The sequence below is a fragment of the Clostridioides sp. ZZV14-6345 genome, from assembly GCF_020657775.1.
Classification (GTDB): Bacteria; Bacillota; Clostridia; order Peptostreptococcales; family Peptostreptococcaceae; genus Clostridioides; species Clostridioides difficile_D.
Window position 1 is genome coordinate 1 of sequence record NZ_JAGWCX010000043.1, and the last position, 21,395, is coordinate 21,395.

15 protein-coding genes are annotated in these 21,395 nt (G+C 25.7%); all 15 read right to left on the reverse strand.

What is annotated here, in order from left to right; genetic code table 11:
- On the reverse strand, positions 1-541 hold a 541-nt coding region (locus KGF39_RS12245), incomplete at its 3' end, for a hypothetical protein (RefSeq protein ID WP_227822515.1).
- A gap of 93 nt (positions 542-634) precedes the next feature.
- The gene (locus tag KGF39_RS12250; RefSeq protein ID WP_227822516.1) at positions 635-781 is read right to left on the reverse strand and encodes a hypothetical protein; all 147 of its coding nucleotides are present in this window, start codon (positions 779-781) and stop codon (positions 635-637) included.
- 251 nt (positions 782-1,032) lie between these two features.
- Positions 1,033-2,292: a hypothetical protein gene (locus tag KGF39_RS12255; RefSeq protein WP_227822517.1), complete on the reverse strand. Its 1,260-nt coding sequence runs from the start codon at positions 2,290-2,292 to the stop codon at positions 1,033-1,035.
- Positions 2,293-2,365: 73 nt separating this feature from the next.
- Entirely contained in the window at positions 2,366-2,569 is a 204-nt protein-coding gene (locus KGF39_RS12260) for a hypothetical protein (protein WP_074178654.1), read from the reverse strand.
- 127 nt (positions 2,570-2,696) lie between these two features.
- Entirely contained in the window at positions 2,697-3,371 is a 675-nt protein-coding gene (locus KGF39_RS20265; protein WP_413927086.1) for a lysostaphin resistance A-like protein, read from the reverse strand.
- A 55-nt stretch (positions 3,372-3,426) separates the two neighbouring features.
- Entirely contained in the window at positions 3,427-4,056 is a 630-nt protein-coding gene (locus KGF39_RS12270) for a hypothetical protein (RefSeq protein ID WP_227822518.1), read from the reverse strand.
- A gap of 73 nt (positions 4,057-4,129) precedes the next feature.
- Positions 4,130-5,128, reverse strand: a complete 999-nt coding sequence (locus tag KGF39_RS12275) for a S1 RNA-binding domain-containing protein (RefSeq protein ID WP_227822519.1) — start codon at positions 5,126-5,128, stop codon at positions 4,130-4,132.
- Positions 5,129-5,144: 16 nt separating this feature from the next.
- Positions 5,145-7,382 (reverse strand): VirD4-like conjugal transfer protein, CD1115 family, encoded by a 2,238-nt coding sequence (locus KGF39_RS12280; protein WP_227822520.1) that lies wholly within the window; start codon positions 7,380-7,382, stop codon positions 5,145-5,147.
- A 180-nt stretch (positions 7,383-7,562) separates the two neighbouring features.
- Positions 7,563-8,519, reverse strand: coding sequence for a hypothetical protein (locus KGF39_RS12285; RefSeq protein ID WP_227822521.1), 957 nt, complete (start codon positions 8,517-8,519; stop codon positions 7,563-7,565).
- A 285-nt stretch (positions 8,520-8,804) separates the two neighbouring features.
- Positions 8,805-9,401, reverse strand: a complete 597-nt coding sequence (locus KGF39_RS12290; protein ID WP_227822522.1) for a hypothetical protein — start codon at positions 9,399-9,401, stop codon at positions 8,805-8,807.
- Positions 9,394-9,855, reverse strand: coding sequence for a YopX family protein (locus KGF39_RS12295; protein WP_227822523.1), 462 nt, complete (start codon positions 9,853-9,855; stop codon positions 9,394-9,396). The genes KGF39_RS12290 and KGF39_RS12295 overlap by 8 nt, the downstream gene beginning before the upstream one ends.
- 10 nt (positions 9,856-9,865) lie before the next feature.
- Complete coding sequence (locus tag KGF39_RS12300; protein ID WP_227822524.1) at positions 9,866-10,303, reverse strand: hypothetical protein; 438 nt, start codon at positions 10,301-10,303, stop codon at positions 9,866-9,868.
- A gap of 15 nt (positions 10,304-10,318) precedes the next feature.
- Positions 10,319-10,705: a hypothetical protein gene (locus KGF39_RS12305; protein WP_131793145.1), complete on the reverse strand. Its 387-nt coding sequence runs from the start codon at positions 10,703-10,705 to the stop codon at positions 10,319-10,321.
- 115 nt (positions 10,706-10,820) lie between these two features.
- Entirely contained in the window at positions 10,821-11,156 is a 336-nt protein-coding gene (locus tag KGF39_RS12310) for a helix-turn-helix domain-containing protein (protein WP_227822525.1), read from the reverse strand.
- Between the two features lie 243 nt (positions 11,157-11,399).
- A complete protein-coding gene (locus tag KGF39_RS12315) occupies positions 11,400-21,344 on the reverse strand; it encodes an immunoglobulin-like domain-containing protein (protein ID WP_227822526.1) in 9,945 nt (3,314 codons plus the stop codon).
- Positions 21,345-21,395: the final 51 nt, after the last annotated feature.

Here is a 21,395-nt window from a genome sequence, read left to right on the forward strand (position 1 = left end):
GTTTGTCTTTATCTAAACAAAATGAATTTTCATTAAAATGAGTAACATATACAGTATTATTATCTAAAAATTCTCTATTTCTTTTTATAACATTTTCTATTTTTTCTACATATTCACTACACACATTATTAAATTCTTTTTCAAAGATTTTTTCATATTTCTCAATATCTGATATTGAAATAATATTATTAGAATCAATATCATCTTTTAAATCATTTTTAATTTTCTCAATATCATAATTGATCAATATAAGGTCACCTAATTCATCTAGACTAGTTTCGATTGAGATAAGAATAATATGCTTAGCTTCTTCATCTTTCTCATTAATATTTTTCAATTTTTCAATACATGAATCTAATAGAAACTTCATTCTTTTTATTCTTGCATATTTAAAAAGACTATCTACATATTCTTTATCAATTGATTCATCCAGTGAAAATATGTTTAACTTTAACTTAAACATTATTCTATTATAGTATCTATCTAACATATCTTTTAAAAGTACTTCTCTTACATCATTTAAAGCTCTAGTTGCATCCATTTAAAACAACTCCTATTTTTTTTATTTTAATTATAACTTTTATTAGTGAAATTGTTATTGTAATAGGTATAAAAAGTTAAATAAATTAACTTTTTACACTTCTAAATTATTTTGACTCAAATAACCTATTAAACATTTAATTATATTATCTTCATATTCATAAATAGCTTCTATATCATAATCTTCCCAATCTCCATATTTGCAACTATCAATACTAATATATTTAACTTTTTCTGTCAATCTTAGATATATATTTGTATCATCATATAAAGTAATACAAACGCTATTACTTATTTTTCCATTCCATGTTTTTTACAAGTAAAGATATTCATTTATATTTATATAATCCTCTTCTAACATTGCCTTTTTTACTAATTCAGCTATTATATTTGCCTTACATTCATTCATATCACTATCTCCTATTAACTCTGCTGACAAGCAGTTTATTTTTTAATTGCTATTAATCTAGATACACTATAATGCATGTTTATTTAAGGTATATAGTTGAAATCCAAAACATATGTTTTTATATATTTTACTTTAAACCATTCTGTACTATCATATTTATATATAGATTCTTTATCTCCATATTTTATGATATAATACCCAGGTATAAAGTCATATTTTCCGAAATCAGATGTATAATTTTTATCATTTATTGGGGTTGTTTCTAAAAGAAATGATTCTATTTGTCCATATTCATTACATTTTGCTATATAAAACTTGGAAGGTTTTTTTTGTAGTGTTAGAGTAGTATTATTTAGTAAATCTAAAATTATAGGCATGTCATCCAGTTTGATCAGATTTTTTGTAATACCAGTTTCAAGAAGTTCATAATTTCTGTTATCTAAATCTAATCCTTTTAAGGATACTTTTATATCATATTTACTGTCACTAATTTTTCTTATGTGTTTATGTATCCCTGAGTCAATTATAAAATTCTCTATTTCATTTAGTGTATTTACTTTACTTTCAAGTACAAAAGAATTTATATTCATTGAATATACAACATTGTCTTTCATAAATTCATATTTTTCATTTTTTTTATGTTCTAAAATTCTTTCACATCTTTTTTCAAGTTCCTTAGTGTCATAGCCCAAGAAAGAGAGTTCTTCTATTATAATATCGCATTCCCTAATATCTTTTGGATTAAGAAAATCTAAGTTACTTATTTTAGTCCAATATTTAGTAATTGAATTTAAACAATAGTTTATTTTACAATTTTTAATTATATTTTTCAACTTTTTTTTAAGCTCATTAGTATTAAATCCTAATTCCTCAAGATTACTAATATATATGGATATTAATTTTTTATATGATTCTAGATTATGATAATTGATCATATTGAACAGTTTATTACAGGAGTCTATTAAATAATCTATCCTAAGTTTTTCTAGGTCTTTAATCTCATCATCTCTAATTATACCCTTCATCACAAGTTCTATAGCAAATGTTAGAGCATAATTGTATGTAGATTTATCCATATCATATTGTTTAATCTCGTGAAATTTATCTATAAACACTTGATTTTTATATTGCTTACTATAGATATTCTTTCTTATGCACTTAAATTCTTTTAAGCTTTCTACCCCACAAAAATCAAATATTTTTCTTAAAAGGACCTTATCTTTTTCTATTCTTTTTGAGCTCCAGTGATTCAATTTTATGTCATAAAAACAATTGGTTTTATTGTTGTTTATATTAACATATAAACAATGTCTATGTTTTGAATAATATACTCCTAGTATCATTATATATTCCTCCTAATTATTCTATTTTTTATAATATGGTCAAACATATATTCATAACCATTCCTCCAATTGATTAATATCTATTAAACTCAAATGGTTCTTTATGACGTATCTCACACTCTAATATTTCTGATACAAAGATTTTTTCTGATACATCTCCTGGATAATTAGCTATAAAGTATTCTTTAAATGCATCTCTATACTCATCTAAATACACATAAGATGGTAAATACTTTTTCCAATCATTCATTTTTAATAATTCATCAAAATACTCCATTATTTTATCTCTCCTTTTAATTTTGCTGACAAGCAGCTTATTTTTATTTGCATAAAAAAATGCGTTATTTACCCTCATATATAATATGGGTCAAATATAATTTTTTTTTGAAAATAATGTATTAAATTTATATAATAAAGATTGTTAAAATAATGAAGTTGATAAAATTATTAATAAAATGTAATAAGATACATATGTTAATTGAACAGGTCTTATAGTATAAATAACCTAGAAATATACCTATCATCATTGCATTGATACCTTGTAATAGATTTAAATGATATATACTAAATAAAAAAGAAGATAATACTATAGATTTGAAGGCATTACCATTATCAAGTAGATTATTTAATATAAATTTTCTATAAATTAATTCTTCTGCAACAGGAGCAATTAAACAAGTTTGAATAAATAAAGATAATAAATAAACTAGAAGCTTAGATGAAGTATCAAGTATTAAGTTTAATTTCGGAAGTACAGAATATACACTTAAATTTATAAAATTACTTTCAAATTGACTTAGTAGTATTGAATTTGTAAACATTATAAAAATTAGTATTGTTATGTAGGTTGTAATTTTCGTTTTATTTGTTTTATGTTTAATTTCAATGTTATCTACTAGGAACTTATATATTAGCATATAAATATTGTAATATATTATTACTAATAGTATGGTGTTCAAAACTGAATACACATATACATTTGTAACTCTATTTGTTATTATAGTTACAAATAATGTAGATGTCAAAATTAATATTGTATGTATGATTGTTATCAAAAAAACATCCCTATACTTTCTCATAAATTCTCCTATTCATATTTATTGGCCAATAAAATCTATTGACCAATAAATTTTATCATCTATTATAATTATTATATTTTTGTATTATGTCAGACAGGGTATCACTTAACAACAATCTTCTATCCTTTACTAAGACAAATGCAATCCTTTTATTTTTAAATAATTTAAATTCTCGATAACTTGTAAGATTATTTTCATTTAAAACTACCAATATATTTTTTATATCTTCTTCTGTCTGAACTAATATTTCTACTAAGCTTTGATCTGGAGGATTGCAATAAATAATATCAAATCTTTTCAAGTCTTCTTCATCATTATTTTCATAGATTTGGTAAAAATATATTCTTGGAATAACACCATTATCTTTATTGAAGTAACATATATTCATCATATTTTTAAACTCTATATATACATTTGTTAATACTAATTCATCCTGCTTAATTTCTCCTTGGTCAGCTAATACATCTATGAAAATGTCATTTTCATTATCATAATAAAAACTATATCCTGGTCTTACAATTCTTTGTCCTTTTTTCAATGCAAATTTTTTTATATTATTAATTTTTTTGATTTTACTTTTTGGAGTAACATTTTCTATATCTTTTGGATTTAGCCTTAGAAGCTGTTCTGATGTACAAAACCTAAGTATTTTAATATATTCATCAATTGAATAGCTTTTTAACATTTGTTATATTCTCACTTTCTATATAAATTTAATTAAAAAGAGATAGCTCTAAATAGAACTATCTCTTTTTATACTAAAATATACGACCAGATAATTGCTTTTTATCTTTATCTATCTTTCTTAGTAATACTGTTATTTCTTTTCCTATTTCTAATTTAATATTTCTTTTTACAGGATAATTACATGCTATAGTTAATCCCCTTCTAAGCTCAAGGTATATTAATTTTTCTGAAAGTTCTTTTATCTTTGCAATATATACACCTCGTTCTGAATAATACTTTTTATCAATAATATATTTATCAAATATATCTTCTTCAAGCTCTTTTCTACTTAAAAAGCACCCTTCTTCATCTAATTTGATTATTTTTAAATTTACTTCATCTCCTATTTCAAAATAATCTTGTATCCTATAAACTCTAGAATTAGATATATCTCTTTTACCAACTGTTCCTATTTGACCATCAAATTCTATTACAGCATAATAATCATTTACATCTATTACTTTAGCTAATACAATATCGTTTATGTTATGAGGTCTAGCTTTTCTTAATATTTCTAAGGCCCTTTTTCTAGAAGCATAAACAACCTCATTTTCATCATCAATAGATGTTACTAAATATGATATGGTAGCCCCTACCATTCTTCTTAATCCTCTTACTTTAGCAGCTATAAATTGACTTCCTTCTAGTTTTCTAACTGACAAAGGCAAATATAAATCCATCTCTTCTACATGTATTTTTATTTTTAATCCATCTTTATAGGCACAAGCATATATATCACCATCTTTATTTTCTCTTTCTACAGATTGTATTACACAAGTATCAATATATCTTTGGTACATTAAATCTCTATATTCAGATATTTTTTGTCTTTCTCCATTATAATTATTTCTTCTTTTAGGTTGTTCCTCATTAGTAACTCTATTTGTACTATCAATGCTTTCTTCTTCAACTTTATTTATTCCTTCACTTTCTATAAACTGCATTAGTTTTGGGTCTTGAATCCCAAGCTCTCCAGCCTTATTAGTTTCATCTATTTTTATTGATTCCTCATTTACTCTTATTTCTTCCATTTTTTTATCCTCCAAGTTATTTATTGAACATAGATAAAGACATTAATTCTTTTTTATTTTCTATATCTATTTCATTATCATTTTCTTTATTGTCTAAAGCTATATTTATATGTATATCTCCTTCAACATCTTCTATAACTAACTCTCTTTCTTTAGAAATACTTTCTTCTTTATTTTCATATATTTCTAGTTCATTATTATATTCTTCTTCTAGTGCTATTTGTTGAGCTTCATATTCATAAAACTCTAGGTTATATTCGTCTTGTATAACACTTTCTTTTTCTAAGTTTATTTTTATATCTTTTTCTAAATTACTTTCATCAGTAAAAGATTCTAAATTATATATATACTCACTTGATTTATTAGTGGTAAAATTGCTATTTTTAAATGATTTATTTTCACATTCTGCTATCAACATATCTAAATCTTGAAGAGCTTTTATATTTCTTTTCTTCACATCTTCTTCCATATCCTCATCATCAATAGTTATTTCATCTCTAAAAGAATCTAGCCAATCCTTATGAAATTCTCTAGACCAATCTTTAAGCATATAATATATTGGTACTTCTTCCATTTCATTACTAAGTTCATGCTTTGTGTAATCCATTTTACTCATTTTTATAGGATTTTGCCCCTTTAACATTAATATAGAGTGAAATGGATTTATTCTTCTAACTTCATCCATATTTAAAATATTCCTTTTTACATATTTTTCAGATATTTTCTTTTCTAATGGATTTAAGCTATACTTATCTTTACTTTCTGAAGAATCTTTAATAGTCATAGAACCTAGAGTATCTGATATAAACTTAGCAGTTGTATTTTCATTACATCCCAAAAATACATGGTTATCACAGTTTCCTAAAATATCTTCCCACTTTCCTTCAGGATATCTATTCTGAAGCTGTGTTATATTCTGAAATATTATAAATGCATTTATGCCTCTTGAACGTATTGTAGCCATTTTTTTCTCGAAATCAGGAATTTGAGCTATATTGGGAAACTCATCTAATATGAAATTTACTTGTTTATCTAATTTTCCTGTTGGCTTTCTATCAGCTATAGAAATCAATTTTATAAAAGCCATTGAAAAAAATAAACATGCCATAAAATCGAATGACGCATGTGAATCTGGTAAAACGGCAAAATAAGCACATTTTTTTCTTCCTGGAAGCCCTAAGTCTATTTCGTTTTTTGATGTAAGTTTTTTAAATTTTTCAGACTGAAATAATTGTAACCTAGTTGCTAAACCAGAAATCATTCCAGAACGAATTTTTGTATTTTCAGAACTCTCTAAAAAAATATTATATGGTTGAACTGCAACATGATTCTCTTTTAACACTTTAAATCTCATTTCAAGTTTTTTGGCTGCATCTTTAGCTGTTAAAAAACTATATAGAGAAGTCATATTTTTTTCATCTTCTGGCATTTCATTTACAATATATAAAACTAATGCCTTTAATAAATTTTCTTGACCTTTTTCCCAGAAATCACCTCCAGCTTTTTTATTTTCTTTTGTATTTAGCATAATTGATTGAGCAAAAGTTATAGCACTCATATCATCTTCTACTGGTGATAATATATCCCATTGATCTGAGCATTCAATATTATTTAAGTTTAATGATTTTACTATATAACCATATTTTTTTAATATACTAGAACACTTTCTAAGAAGCTCTCCCTTTGGATCAGTGATAAACATGCTTTCTTCTGAACGAATAAGATTTAGAATATTAGGAATAACAAAACTACGAGACTTCATTGAGCCTGAGCTTCCAAATACAGCTACATTTCGATTATTGAATGTATTTTTGGGCAATGTAATTATATTATTTGTACCTCTAAGGTATCCAAAGATTATGCCTTCATTTGTATTAATTGAAATATAATCTTGTAATTTCATAATCTCACTTCTTCCCATCCATTCAGCAGTTCCATATGTCCCTACATCTTTTGCACAATCTATTTTTTTCTCTTTCTCTCCAAAATTAAAAGAATCTAATTTATTTACAATGAATACAACTCTTATTATGAATACAAATATTATGAAAGTTATATTAACATTTATAAGTGTAAATATTATTTGGAAATTAAATAACTTAAATAAAACTTTAATAGGAGAAAAATATAGCTCTAATAAATTTACATTAAAAAATCCTTCTCTAATCATAATTGCAATAGGAGCTTCAATGTATATTATTGTGGCTATAATTGCTAAATACTTTTTCTTACTACTTCTTGGTATGTTTTTCAATATATTACTTAAAATTAGATAAATCTTTGAAAATTTAATCACCTCCTAAAAAAATACAATATTCAGTTATAGAAGCTGAATATTGTATCTCATAAATTCGATTTATTTAGTTAATTAGCTGTCTATCATGTAAAATATTAAAACTATTTATAAAATAGCGTTAAAGGGGTATCTAGTGTCTTATTTGTATATAGAATTAATATCTAGACTAACTATCTTTGCATTTTTAAATTCATTCTTTATTCTATCTCTTTGATGTTCAAAGCACAGTATATAATAACTATCAATAGTCTGTTCCTGTATAAAATAGTTAACTAGTTCCTCTTTTACAAAATCATTTTCCAAAAAATTAAATGTTATTATATTATTTATATAGAGATAGTTGTTTATAAACTTTATGTTGATATTGCTCTTTAGTAAATCAAATATATTTTCATTATTGAGTATATCGTCAGAAATTAAATTTAATACTTTAAATGAATCTTCTTTCAAGCTCATTAATATTTCTTTTTTAATAAATTTTTTTTGAGTGTCTATTGATTTATAATACCTCAAATTATTTTCATTTTCGAAGAATATAATTACATTTTCTACCATTAGATCATTAATCTCATTTATAATTTTTTTAATATAAAAATTATTTGAATTTCTTTTTACTTTATAGACAAAATATTCTTTATCATTATTACTAATAACCTTCCCATAGAATAATTTTATAAACTCTGTTCCATCTTTTATATATTTATCATTCTGTATTTGTGAACGTCCTAATCTCTTTTTAAAATTTCTAAAACTATACAATAACTCATGAATATCTGCTAAAAATCTTCTTTTTTCCATTCTCAAATAATTTTTATAATGAATTTTTTCCCCAAGCAATTTCAAATAGATACGACCTTCATTACCTAATGTGAACATTTTATTATTTTCCTCAATATATTGTTCTTCTTTAAGTTTATTTATTCTTGCATACTTATACTTATTAGAATATTTATTTTTTGGGTTTTTTAACTCATAAAATTTATGTACATACTTTCTTTTTACAGATCCATACTCATTTAATAATTTTAAACATTCTAAATCTCTTTCTTTAATTGTTATATCACCCAATTGTATAATTTTCCTTTCTTTATTCAAATTTTTTCACCTGAAATATAACTCTTTTTTATCTCAGTTTCCTAGCAAACTTTTTAAAGGTTTTTTGAGATTTTATCGGTACACAAATTTCAGCTTTTTTTGTTAGCATCTCTAAATCTGTGCGTATTGTGTTAGGAAATTTTTTTCTCAAAGCATTGTAAACGCTAAGTTTCCCTTCTTTTTTTTATATTGAAATTCAATACTTTTTTAAAATGCGTTTTTCAATATTGAAAAACGCGTTTTTTCAATATTGAAAAATCAGCATTTTAGGTATTGAAAAACGCATTATAATATTAAAATCTCATTTACATATTCTGATAAAAAATCTTGATTATAAATTGCTATTTCTAGTCCTATATTTTCACCACTTTCACCTGTCATTAGTATTTTTACTTGTTCACAATTATCATCCTGAATTAAATTAGACTTCATAATTGCATCTGTATATGTTTTAAAAAAATAGTTATCAATATCATACTTTAGATAGTCTAAATATAACTTATATTTTATAACAATTTTGTTGAAACGTTCGTCAAAACTGCTTAATTTATAAATTATTAACTGTTGAACTAACTCTTTATAATCAGAATAATATCTTGAAGATTCTACTGAAAATAAGTTTGGTGGCAACATATCTGTCCATATTTTTATTTTTTTGTTTTCTACATATTCATTTACTTTAATTAATTTATCAGAATAATTACTTACATCATACAATTCTAATCTTTTAGATACTTGTTCATTTTTCATTATTTGTTGTATTAAATGATACTTTGTATTCTCTAATGATTCTAAGGCTTTAAAGATATTTCCATTATTTAAATTTATTTTATCCCTTATCTCTTTTAATGAATGGTCTATAATATAACTTTCTTCACTCAAACAAATCACCTCTACTCTTGGTACATAAATTATACTTTTTTATCAGATCTTCATTATCATATTTGTTTCCTAAAATTGTTATCTTATTTGACTCATTAAATAATAAATAATAACTGTCACCATCATAAATGTTCCAACTTCCATTATGAAATTTTACTATCCCTGTAATTGATTTTTTATCGAAATACAAGTCTTTTTCGTCATCTTTAGCAACATATACTATTGCATTAACTATATCGTCAGAATATATAACATGTCCCTTAATATCCTTTTTTAAACTAGCTTCTCCTAATGTGTTTCTTTGTATTGGCACATGATGATCAATTAACGCTGGTTTTCCTGTGTTATATACTATCTTATGTACCTTAGCATCATTAACTCCTGTTGAATAATAATGTCCATATATCCAATTATTTTTTTTTATAGATTTTCCTCTAAATATTTTTATTTTCATTTGATCACCTTTAAAGTTCTGTAATTTTATAAGTAATATTGCTTAATTCAAAACAATCTGAATTACTATATTTTTTCTTAAGAGTATTAAAAACAAAACTTATATCCCAATTTACAATTTCAAATTCTTCATTTCCAATAATTGATTTATATAACTCTCTTTCATTAAGACTTGTTATATAACCTTCAACTATTATATTTTCTTTTATTAATCTCCTAATTTTGTACTTATGTCTAAAATTATTCTGTATAACTGTAGTCCCTAGCAGATTACTATTTATATAAATACAATCTGACAAAAGTTTTATTTCACTATAATTTCCTAACTGAAAAAGTGATATTTCTGATACTTCTTCTAGCATAAGTTTTTTATAAATTGTTATATGAATAAATACATCTTCGATATTAGCTACAAATTCTATTTTGTATTTCCTAAATTTATTTAACATATTCCCTCCATAATATTATTCATTATTTGATGTTGTTAATATAGATAATTCATTATCTATATCATTTCTATATTCTTTAGGATAAAGCTCATCATTAGTTAATATCTCTTTTGCCTTTTCTATAGATAGAAATTCGCTTATTATAACTGTATCAATTAATAGTTCTTTTGATTCTTCTTCATATTTACACAACCTTCCCCAGTAATATAATTTTTTATTTAAATATTCATTTGATTTTTCATCAACATATACAACACCCCAGTTTGTTTGTTTATTGCACTTAAATAAAATAGAAGGATACTCTATCCCTTCTATTCTACAATTAGCTAAAATTACATCATAATTTAGTTGATTTTCTAATTGTTTTTTAAAGCTTTTTCTTTCATTTTTATCAAAAAACATTTCTATCACCTCTTAAAAATAGTCATAAAAAAAGTTATATTATAGGTACTATAAAGTAACTACAATATAACTAATGAACATAAAAAAAGAGTTATCTTATTAAAATAACTCTTTTTTAATCCTTATTTTCTAAATACTTTAGGTTTTTGATTAATACAGTTAAAACTTCTTCTACTGTTCTCAATTGATCAGGATTCAAATTTTCCAATTCATTTGTTATTTTATTTAAAACATGTGGTTTAACATGTTCAACTGAATCTCTAAGAATTATATCTGCTGATATGTCTAAAGCATTTATAAGTTCTAAAAATGTATTTAAACTTGGTACTTTTTTACCTCTTTCAATATTACTAAGGTGATTATATCCTATGTCAATTTTTTCAGATAGTTGTTCTATTGTAAGTCCTAACTCTTTTCTTCGTTCTCTTATTCTAGTACCTAAAAATTCCATGATAATCTCTCTCTTTTTACATAATTTTATTCATAGTATATATTTTTGAATTTCATTTTGTAACACCCTGCAAGGACATAACCCGTTCTTTTAGGATGAATTATTATTAAATATCTTATACTTTTTTCTAAAAATTATGCTTGATACAGAATAAACACTATAGCTTCACAACTATCTTATAGATTAAAATAATTAATTACTTGAATAAATAGCTCTTCCAAATAATATTAGACTCAAAAAAGTTTACTTATTTTTTCTTCTATTAAAAATTAAACATATTGTAGATAATATTCCTAGCCCCCAAAATATACCTACACCCCTATCACCTGTAGGAGGATTAATTTTATCTATATTGTTATTAGAAGTTTCCTTTTCTATCTTATCATTATTTATAAGAGAACTTATACTATTTGAGGATTCGTCTTTAGAATTATTATCCTTATCTTTTATTTCTTCATCTCTTATTTCTTCATCTTTTTTAGGGTATATTATTACTCCATCTGGTTTAAGTATTGCTCCATCTTCTGGTATTTGAATTACTCCATCTGGGAATATAATTATTCCTCCTGGTGGTATAATTATATTTCCATCATCATCAGTACTTGGTTTTTCACCATTTTCTGATGGTTTTATTATTATATTATCAGGAGTTTCTATTGTTCCATCTGGGTGTACTTTATTTCCATCTTTATCTATATAATAGTCATCTTGTCCACCTTGATTTGCACCATCATCAATACCTGGTAATTTGTCACCATTGTCATCTTCATCTGGTTGGTCAGGTTGGTTAGGTCTATCAGGGATGTTATTATTATGTTCATTGTCATTGTCGTTGTCTCCCCAATCAGGTCCAGGGTCAGGTAATTGACCATCATCATTATTCCATCCCCCCTCTCTAACAAGAACAGCAGCAGAGCGTATTGACGTACGATTATCGCTGTTAGTGACCTTATAGCTTACTGAGTAAACACCTTCTTTTATTGTGTTTACTGTTCCACTCGATTTTACTTTATTAGTTAGATAACCATCAACTTCATCATAAGCATATAATAATCCACTTTTTATGTTAAAATCATCTCCAACAGAAAGATATACATCTCTTACTTCTAGCTGTGGCCAACGAGCATTTTCCCAGTCACCAATATCTTTGTTGTCATCAGGCACATCTTCTCCTTTTTCTAAAACATGTACAATTCTAGAGAATCTAATTCTATTATCATCACTGTCACTTACTGTATATGTTATAAAATAAGAACCTACTACATTGTTATCCAAATCTGTTTCATAAGTTATTTTATCTGTTAAATCACCATCTTCAGTGTCTATTACTTTCACACCTCTTCTTATTCTATCATCACCATAAGCATCTCCAACCGTTATATATTCTTCATCCCAAAGGATTGCTTCTGGCTTTCCATTAGCCTTATTAGGTTTTTCAGGAAGAGAACTCTTGTAATCTTGAACTATAACCTTACAATTCTTTTCAGATGTTTGACCCTTGAAATCTGTAACACTATATTTTAAATCATATTCCCCTGTTTCAAATCTGTTAACATATCCTTCAACTTTTATATATTTTGTTAAGTCTTCCCCTCGAAAATCTTTTGCTGTAATACCATCTAGTACATTAAAATTGTCTCCAACATTTATTATTTTTGTGCCAATATTATCTAGAACAGGTACACCATATGCACTTATAATTGGAGGAGTTAAGACTTCTTCTTCAAAATCTATTCTGCCTATCTCATAATGAATTACATCACCTTCATTTCCAAATGAGTCGATTGGCATAAAATGTATATACTTGTTTCCTTTGTGTTCAAAAACAATTTGATTAGAGGATAATGATGTAGTTAACATGCCTGTAGTTAGTGTATCTTCTCTTTTATTACTTAGCTTATATTTATATGCTTTTACATCCCCAACTATATATCCTTGAGTACCCCACTCATGTCCTTCTTCTGTTGTCATATCTCTTATTATTAAATTGTTATCTTTAAGCCTGGTCCTAACTTGATATTTTTCAGAGTCACCTACTTCTGCTGGATTAATATCTAATGTTATTTTATCTTCTAGTTCTTCTGTATCCATATCACTTCCATGAACATTTTTCACTTCTGGACCATATACATCTTTTGCATTTTCATCGGTGAAGCTTAAATCTTCAGTGTAGCCAATTGTTTTGTAAGTATTAGTTTTTTTGTCACGCTTTCTTATTTCATAAAATACTTTATCTCCAAGCTTATTTTCATCCCAGCTTACAACTAAGTTATTTTCATCTAAATTTGGTTCTACTTTTATTTCCATATCGCCATAGACAATTACTTTTCTTTTTACATCTCTTACATTACCTTGAGAATCTTCAACATGATAATTTAATTCATATTGTCCATTTGTATTTGTATCTACATTTCCACTAACTTCTATTTTACTTGTCAAATCTCCATCTTCAGTATCATATGCTGAAATATTATCAAGTGGGTCAAAGTAACTTCCCTCTTTTACTCTAGCTGTATACACATTTCTTAGTACTGGTATATGGTTGGTATCGTATTTACCACCTATTAAATGATGATATGTTTTACTTACATTTCCATTTCTATCAACTGCTCTAACATGTAAGAACTTAAATTTGCTACTCGAAATATCTATATCTTCTACATTTTTAGCATTTACAAAGTTAGCAGCTCCAGTATCTTCTTTACTATCAATAACATAATTAAATCCAGCTAATCCAGAGGTTACAGAGCCATTTTTAATTTTAGATGAATTAATAACGTTTCCATTTCTATCGAGAGCTTCTATAAAATATCTATAAGTAGAAGATAAATCTCTTGCAACTAGTTTTAATTTTGTGCTAGTATTAGTTGTTTTTTCAGGAATAGAAGTAAGTCTAGATTTTTTAACTTCTTCAGTTTCAGAAACTTCGTTTAAGTATGTTATAACTGGAGAACTAACATCTTTAGCTTCAGCATCAATAAATTCTGTAGTATTTAAAATACACTTTTCTTTAAAATCAAATCCATTGATATCTGTTCTATACACTATATATTTATCAGCATTTTCTACATTATTCCAAGATATAGACAATTTATCTTGGTATTCTTCTATGTCGAGTTTTATGTTACCTTGGACATGTATTTTTACTATTTCCTCTGTTTTTAATCCTTTTGAATCTTGTACATTATACTTTAATTCATAAACTCCTTGTATTTGAGTATTAACATCTCCTTCTACAGTTATCTTTGATGTTATATCTCCATCCTCCATATCGTATGCTGATACATTTTTTAATTTATCAAATTCTTCACCTATTTCTATAACTTGATTTAGACCAGATACAGTTAAAATAGGTGCATTATTATGAGAATCATCTGAAAGCTTTATATGTTTTGTTTTTGTGCGATTACCTGCATTATCAATAGCAACTATATGTAGATAATCATCTTCACTTACACCTTTAAATTCAAAATCACCATCTGTATTGTTGATGTCACCTAACACTTCTGTATCTGGAATTTTATCAAAAATATAGCTGTAACCTTTTAGCCCTGTTTTTATTGAAGTTTTTACTGTATTAGAATAAGCTATTTCATAATCATCTGAGTCATATGCTTTAACAGAGTATTCATATTCGCTTTCTAAATCATCACAGTCAAATTTTAATTTTGCAGACATCTCCTTATTTAATATAAAAGAGAAAAACATATTTGGGGCATCTAAGTCTTGTCCATTTACGTCTTTTAAAGTGTTACTTGAAACTTTTATATATTTAGATTTACTATCACTCACTTTTTTTCTTTCTATTACATAATAAGAAGCTTCCTTATATTTATCCCATGATAAATCTATAAAATTTTCTTTATCATTTGCATTTGCACTTATTGTAATATCTTTATTAGAGACAATTTTTTCTACATAAACACTATCTTCGTATTTATATGTTCCACCAATATTTTCATTTTTTTCATTTTCAAATTCAACAACAAAACCTTCAATGTCAGTCCAAATTGGGTTAGGTGAATTACTTGTATCATTCCATAATCCGTTACTATTTTTAATTGATACCAAATAATCTTCACCATCTACATCAAAATTATTTGGTTCACCTGGAGCCCAGTTTGTCCACTTAAATATCTCTCCTTTTACATTCCTCCATTCTCCTTCTACTACCTCATCTGTACCATCTAACCAAACCGTTTTTGAAGTTAAACTATTAAATATATCTAACTCATTTTGTGACGAAATAGTAGCTAAATGTCCTTTCAAGCCTTTATACTCCATGTTTTCTGCTTCTTTTTTTGCATTTTTCCATGTAATTCTTTTCGCTTCTACAAATTGATAATAGCTCCCATTTCCTGGATTATATACTATATCATCAACATTATTATTTTGTAGTCTTACATTAAATTTAAAGCTTGTGCTATTATCATGTTCAATTTTTACAGACTTAATTAAATCTTCTATTTCTTTAGTAGTGTATTTATCTGTTAATATTACTTGTTGCCCTTTTACAGACTTCTCTATACCTTTATCATTATATTTAATAACGATACTATCATTAAATCCTTCACTTATATACAGTTTAATTCCATTTATAAGCTCCTCACTATTATTAGTAACTCTTGCATTTGGAAAAGTAGTTAAAAACCTTTTTATAATTGGTTCTCCCAAATTAACACTTAGATAATCAAAATTTTCTTTTATAGTTATATATTTTGTAGCTCTACTTTCTTGACCTTTAGTATCTGCTACAAAGTATTCTAAAGTCCATTTACCTAAGATATTTATATCAAGACTGTCTACTATAGCTCCATTAGGATTTTTTATTATTATCTTAATATCTTTAGTTAAATCACCATCATAATCATCAATTGCATTAACATTTCCCATTACATCAAATTCAGTCCCTTGAGATATAGAAGTATTTCCACCTATACTTAAAACAGGAGCATAATCTGTAAATATTCCTAGGATTGGTAATGTCACAACTTTACTTTTGTTTCCAGATTTATCTATAGCAACTATATGAACATAATTTTTACTTGCTAGTTCTTTTGCGTGAATAAATCCATCTATGCTATTTATTGTATCTCCTAAAGTTTGTGATGGAGTAGGGTTATTACTAACTTCATAGCTAAATCCTTCAAGACCAGCTTTTATTTCAACTTTTTCTTTATTTGAAGTATGTGTTACGTCTCCAAACTCTGACACTCCTTCTATAAAGTATTCAAATTTTGTAGCAACATCTTCTGAATCGAATTTTAATCCCTGCTTTACTCCTGTGCTATATAATTTATGTACAGGAGCTGTTGGTTCATTTATATCTTTTCCATTAGTGTCTTCAAGATAACTTTCATTTAATTTTTGTGCTAAATAAAAGACTGTGTTTGCTAACATATTTTTTTCATCGGTTGTAACGCTTCCACTATGTCCTGTTTGGATTTGTGCTACGTTATTGTGAATACTTAAATATGCATTTTGAGATACATTTTTTCCATCTATAGTTCCTTTGTATCCATCATATTTCTCACTGCAACCAAAGTAAGGATATCGATGGTTTTTGGAGTTGTGGAATTTTATAATAACATCATCTTCCAAAGGGTAAGCATTTAGATTACTATGAGATTCTGGTATCTTAAGTACATCTCCTACATTACCAAGTTTATTTGGATAATTTAATGCCTCATGAGATTTATTAATTTCTACTTCAACCCCACACACTTCATTTGATTTATTGTATGATTTCATGTAATAATCTTCTGTAAATTTTGGGAAATTTCCTATATTTTCTCCAATGTAGTGATGTCCTAAAAGTATGCCGATATTATTATCTTTTGCCTCATTGATAGCTAATACAGACTTAATTGGAAGAGAAGTAGCTGTAGTTATATTAGCAAATCCACATGCTAGTACATCATATTTATATTCCCCATTTTCATCTTTTAGGTAAAAATCTGGATTATTATTGAAATCACCATTACTTACAGTGTCTATATTAATTAACCCTTGACAAGATTCGGTTACCCAATTTTTAAAGGTATCTTTAACGGAACTAGTTGGATATATATTTAAAACCTTTACTTTTTTACCTTTTGCATAGTTATTAGATGACATTGCTTCAAAATCACCCAGTCCATTTTTCTTTTGATATACTTTATAGTAATCTACATCCTCAACATCATTCCAGTCAAGTATTACTTTATTTTCTTTTTTATCTACTAAAGTATTAAGTACTATATCTTGTTTAGATTCAAAAGGTTCAATATTTATAATGCTTTCATAATCAAAAATATTTATTGTATCTGGAGAAGGAAGTTTATCTTCCAGCCCAAACTCTACTACAAAACCATTTTTTTCTTTATTATCTGTTGATGCTTCATTCCAAAAGGATTGATTTGTTAACATACTTAAAACTTCTTTTTCGCTTTCTGAATCTATTTTTACTAAATAACCTTTACTACCTAAAAACTCTTGTTTACTTGCTTCTTTTTTAGCATCTTCTAAACTAATTCCATTTGAATAAATAAATTTATAATAATGATTATTTTCATAATTATAAATTATACTTTCAGCATCATTACTACTTAAAACTATATTAAAGTTGAATTTCTTACTATTATCATGTTCAATTTTTATTGATTTAATTAAATTTTCAGCATCTTTAATAGTTAATTCATCATCTATAATTATAGTTCTATTAGTTGTTACTTTTTCAATTCCATTTAATGTATAATGAACTTTCATAGAGTCATTAAACTCATTGCTAAAATACATCTTAATTCCATTTACTTTTTCATCTTCTTTAGATTCTATTTTAGCATTTGGAAATTGTGTAAACTTACTTGTTGTTAGTAGTTCTCCAACATTAAGTTTTAAGTTTATATTCTTTATTACGTTTATTTTTCTGATATACTCTGTAGTTTGCCCCTTACTATCAGTAACCTTATATTCTACAACCCAATTTCCTAAAATATTTGTATCTATATCAGATACGATTTCTCCTTTAGGAGATATAATTTTAGTATTAATTTTACTTGTTAAATCTCCATCTATTTCATCAATGGCAGATACTCCCTCATTTATATCTACTTTATCATTTTGTTTTAAAGAATTATCACCAGGCACATTTATAACAGGAGGTTCATCTATAAATAGACCTAAAATTGGAATTGTTTTTATATCACTAATATTACCTGTATTATCTACAGAAGCCACGTGCAAATAGTTCTTATCAATTAATTCTCTAAATTGTATAAAACCATCACTTTTATTTTTTAATTCAGTTGGTGCTGTAGAACTATTATTTACCTCATAAACAAACTCCTTAAAATCACTTTGTACATTTATATTTTCAACATTTGATGTTCCTATTTTATTTCCATCTTTATCAATTGCATTTATATAATATAAATATTCACTTCCTAAATCATCTGAATTTAATTGTATTCCTTTTTTTAATCCATCTGATTGTATTTTATGTTCTGGAACTAAAGGAGCTGCTGAATCTTTTATATTATAATCATCTGTTTCATTAATATTTGATGTTACACTCTTACATAAAGACCAGTTAGCATCTTCTTTTTTCTTAACATAAATATTATAAGCATATACTTCTAAATCACTTGTCCATTTTAAAGTTGTTTTTTCTAATTTATCTGCTAATGTAACTTTTAAATTTATGTCTGGCTTTATTTTAACAGAACTTGAAACTTTATCTAAAAATCCAAGTTTACTGACATGTGAATTTCCCCAGCCGTTTGCAACGCTATAAGTTATAGAAATTGCATCGTAACTATCTTTTTGTACATCAATTTCTCTTGTTTTTAAATAATCATAGTTTGGATAAACAGTTGTAAAACGCCCTATTTCTTTCCATATTCCATTTTTTAATCCTTTTATATAAAAACAGTTATCTACTCCACTAGTTTTTGTTATACTTACAGCACTCATTCTTAAAGGGGACTTAAAATTTATTGTTGCAGTACTACTCCTTCCAGAATACCACCCTCCTGTTAGAGCTTCTGGTTTATCTGATGTAGTTCCTAAAGGAATATATCTCTCTTCTGCTAAAGTAACATTTAAATTATATTCTAAATTACTGTCACATCTAATTTTTAATGTCTTTAGCACTTCATCTAATTCAGCCTGTTCAGAAATTTGTATAGATAAATTGTTTTGTTTTTTAGTATATTCAGTATCATTTAATTTATATTTTATTTCTATATCATCACTAAAACCTGTTTCAAAGTTTATATTTAAATTACCTTTTCTATATAGTAAGCCTTTAGCACTTGGAAATACTATATTTCCGTTTCCGTCATTTTCATAATCACCTAAATTCAGTTCTAAATCACCTTGAATTTGAGGTATACTATAATTTTGTGTTTGTATTATTGTACTTGGATTACCTAATAAACTAATATCTAGCTCACAACCTTCATATTCATTGTAACTTATAGAAAAATTACTTAAAAATTCATCTAAAGTTTCTTGAGTCAAATCTTCAACAATTATATCTTTTCCATCTTTTGTTATTTCTTCACCATTTAAAGTATAATTAATCTCTACATTAGTTTTTGATGAAATACCAATATTAGCCTTATCTTGAATCCTACCTGTTGCACCTTTAAATGTTATTTTTCCATTAGAATATTCCATTTTACCCATGTCTATTTTATCTGCTATTTCTTCTTTTATATCTAATTTAATATCTTCTTTTATATCACTATATCTTAAATATAAATTTCTAACATCAAGTGTAGAACTACTAGTAAACTTTACTTCATCATAGTAACCAGGATTTAAATTTATCATTTCAAAATCATTAGAGCTATGTGTTCCTATATCTAACCATTTTCCATTTTTCAATCCTTTTATAAAAGTTTGAGAATTTCCATTCAAAAACGCTACTCCATTTAGATAAATATCTTTTGTATTTTTTAATGTTAAAGTATTGCTTGAATTACTTATAAAAAAACTATTACTACCAGAAAATACATTTTCTGCTGTGTGTACATTATCAGATGCTCCACCTTCTGCTGTAACTCCTTTTGGTACATTTTCTATAGAATTATTATTGTTTGTTATTAATGAAATACTCGCACTATTTTCAGTCTTATTATCATGGTAAATTTTAATACTTTCTAGTATTTCATTTAATTCAGTTTCATTATTTACATCTATTTCACAGTCCCCTTTTTTCTCAACAGCTTGTTTATTTTGCATATAAGATATTTTATTTTTATCACTATCCTTTTCAAAACTTATTAAAAGTTTAACTTCATTTCCTTTAGCATTAAAGTCTTTAAATGATATACTTCCATCTTCATTAACAACTTTATTTCCCAAATCTAAACTACATACATTTGAATTATAATTTATTTTTTCTTCTACACTTCCATTGTTAAATTCAATTTCATTAATTGTACAAGAGTCTACGCCAGAATGTTTTTGTTTTATAATTATTCCATCATATATATCTTTTTCTACATTTATTTTTTTCTTCCCATTTATTTCTATTGAATCAATCGTACTATCTCCTATAGTTTTCCAAACATTATCCTTTAAACCTTCTATCGTAAAATTTTTATTTGCTTTTATAAGTATATTTTCTATATAAGTCTTATCTTCAAATAAAATAGTAAATGTGCTATTATTTTGATTTATCGCTCCATAAAAAGTATCGTTATTTCCATCAATCGCTCTCTCTGGCTTATATAAACGAGATGGTTTACCTTCTACACTTTTAAAGATGGGTAATCCTCCTAATAAAACATTAAAGCCTAATTTTTTATTACCATTTGTATTTATTTTTAAATTTTTTAATACTTCATCTAATTCTGTTTGATTTTTTATAGGTATTTTTACATTTTTACCAGTAATGCTTTCTTCTTGTGAGTTTAATGTATACAAGATAGTCACATCATTATATGCATTTCTATTGAAATCAAATCTTAAATAAGTTGCTTCTTTAAGTTTACCTGATGCATTAGGAAAACTTAATATTCCATTATCATCTTTATATTCTCCCATATGAAGTGAAATATTTTCATTTTCACTTTGTAAGTTATTCTTATAAGTTAGTTTATCAGCAAAAACGTTTATATTACTAGGCGTAATACATAAGCTAGTTGAACTTGCAATTACTGTAGATAATAATATAGAAGTTACCTTCTTGTTATACATAGACACCACCCTCTCATTTTTCTATAAAAAATAGCCCCTAAAAGGGACTAT

Coding starts and splice junctions, on each gene's coding strand:
- KGF39_RS12255 (WP_227822517.1), bottom strand. CDS start 2,292: ATGATACTAGGAGTATATTATTCAAAACATAGACATTGTTTATATGTT.
- KGF39_RS12260 (WP_074178654.1), bottom strand. CDS start 2,569: ATGGAGTATTTTGATGAATTATTAAAAATGAATGATTGGAAAAAGTAT.
- KGF39_RS20265 (WP_413927086.1), bottom strand. CDS start 3,371: ATGAGAAAGTATAGGGATGTTTTTTTGATAACAATCATACATACAATA.
- KGF39_RS12270 (WP_227822518.1), bottom strand. CDS start 4,056: ATGTTAAAAAGCTATTCAATTGATGAATATATTAAAATACTTAGGTTT.
- KGF39_RS12275 (WP_227822519.1), bottom strand. CDS start 5,128: ATGGAAGAAATAAGAGTAAATGAGGAATCAATAAAAATAGATGAAACT.
- KGF39_RS12295 (WP_227822523.1), bottom strand. CDS start 9,855: ATGAAAATAAAAATATTTAGAGGAAAATCTATAAAAAAAAATAATTGG.
- KGF39_RS12300 (WP_227822524.1), bottom strand. CDS start 10,303: ATGTTAAATAAATTTAGGAAATACAAAATAGAATTTGTAGCTAATATC.
- KGF39_RS12305 (WP_131793145.1), bottom strand. CDS start 10,705: ATGTTTTTTGATAAAAATGAAAGAAAAAGCTTTAAAAAACAATTAGAA.
- KGF39_RS12310 (WP_227822525.1), bottom strand. CDS start 11,156: ATGGAATTTTTAGGTACTAGAATAAGAGAACGAAGAAAAGAGTTAGGA.
- KGF39_RS12315 (WP_227822526.1), bottom strand. CDS start 21,344: ATGTATAACAAGAAGGTAACTTCTATATTATTATCTACAGTAATTGCA.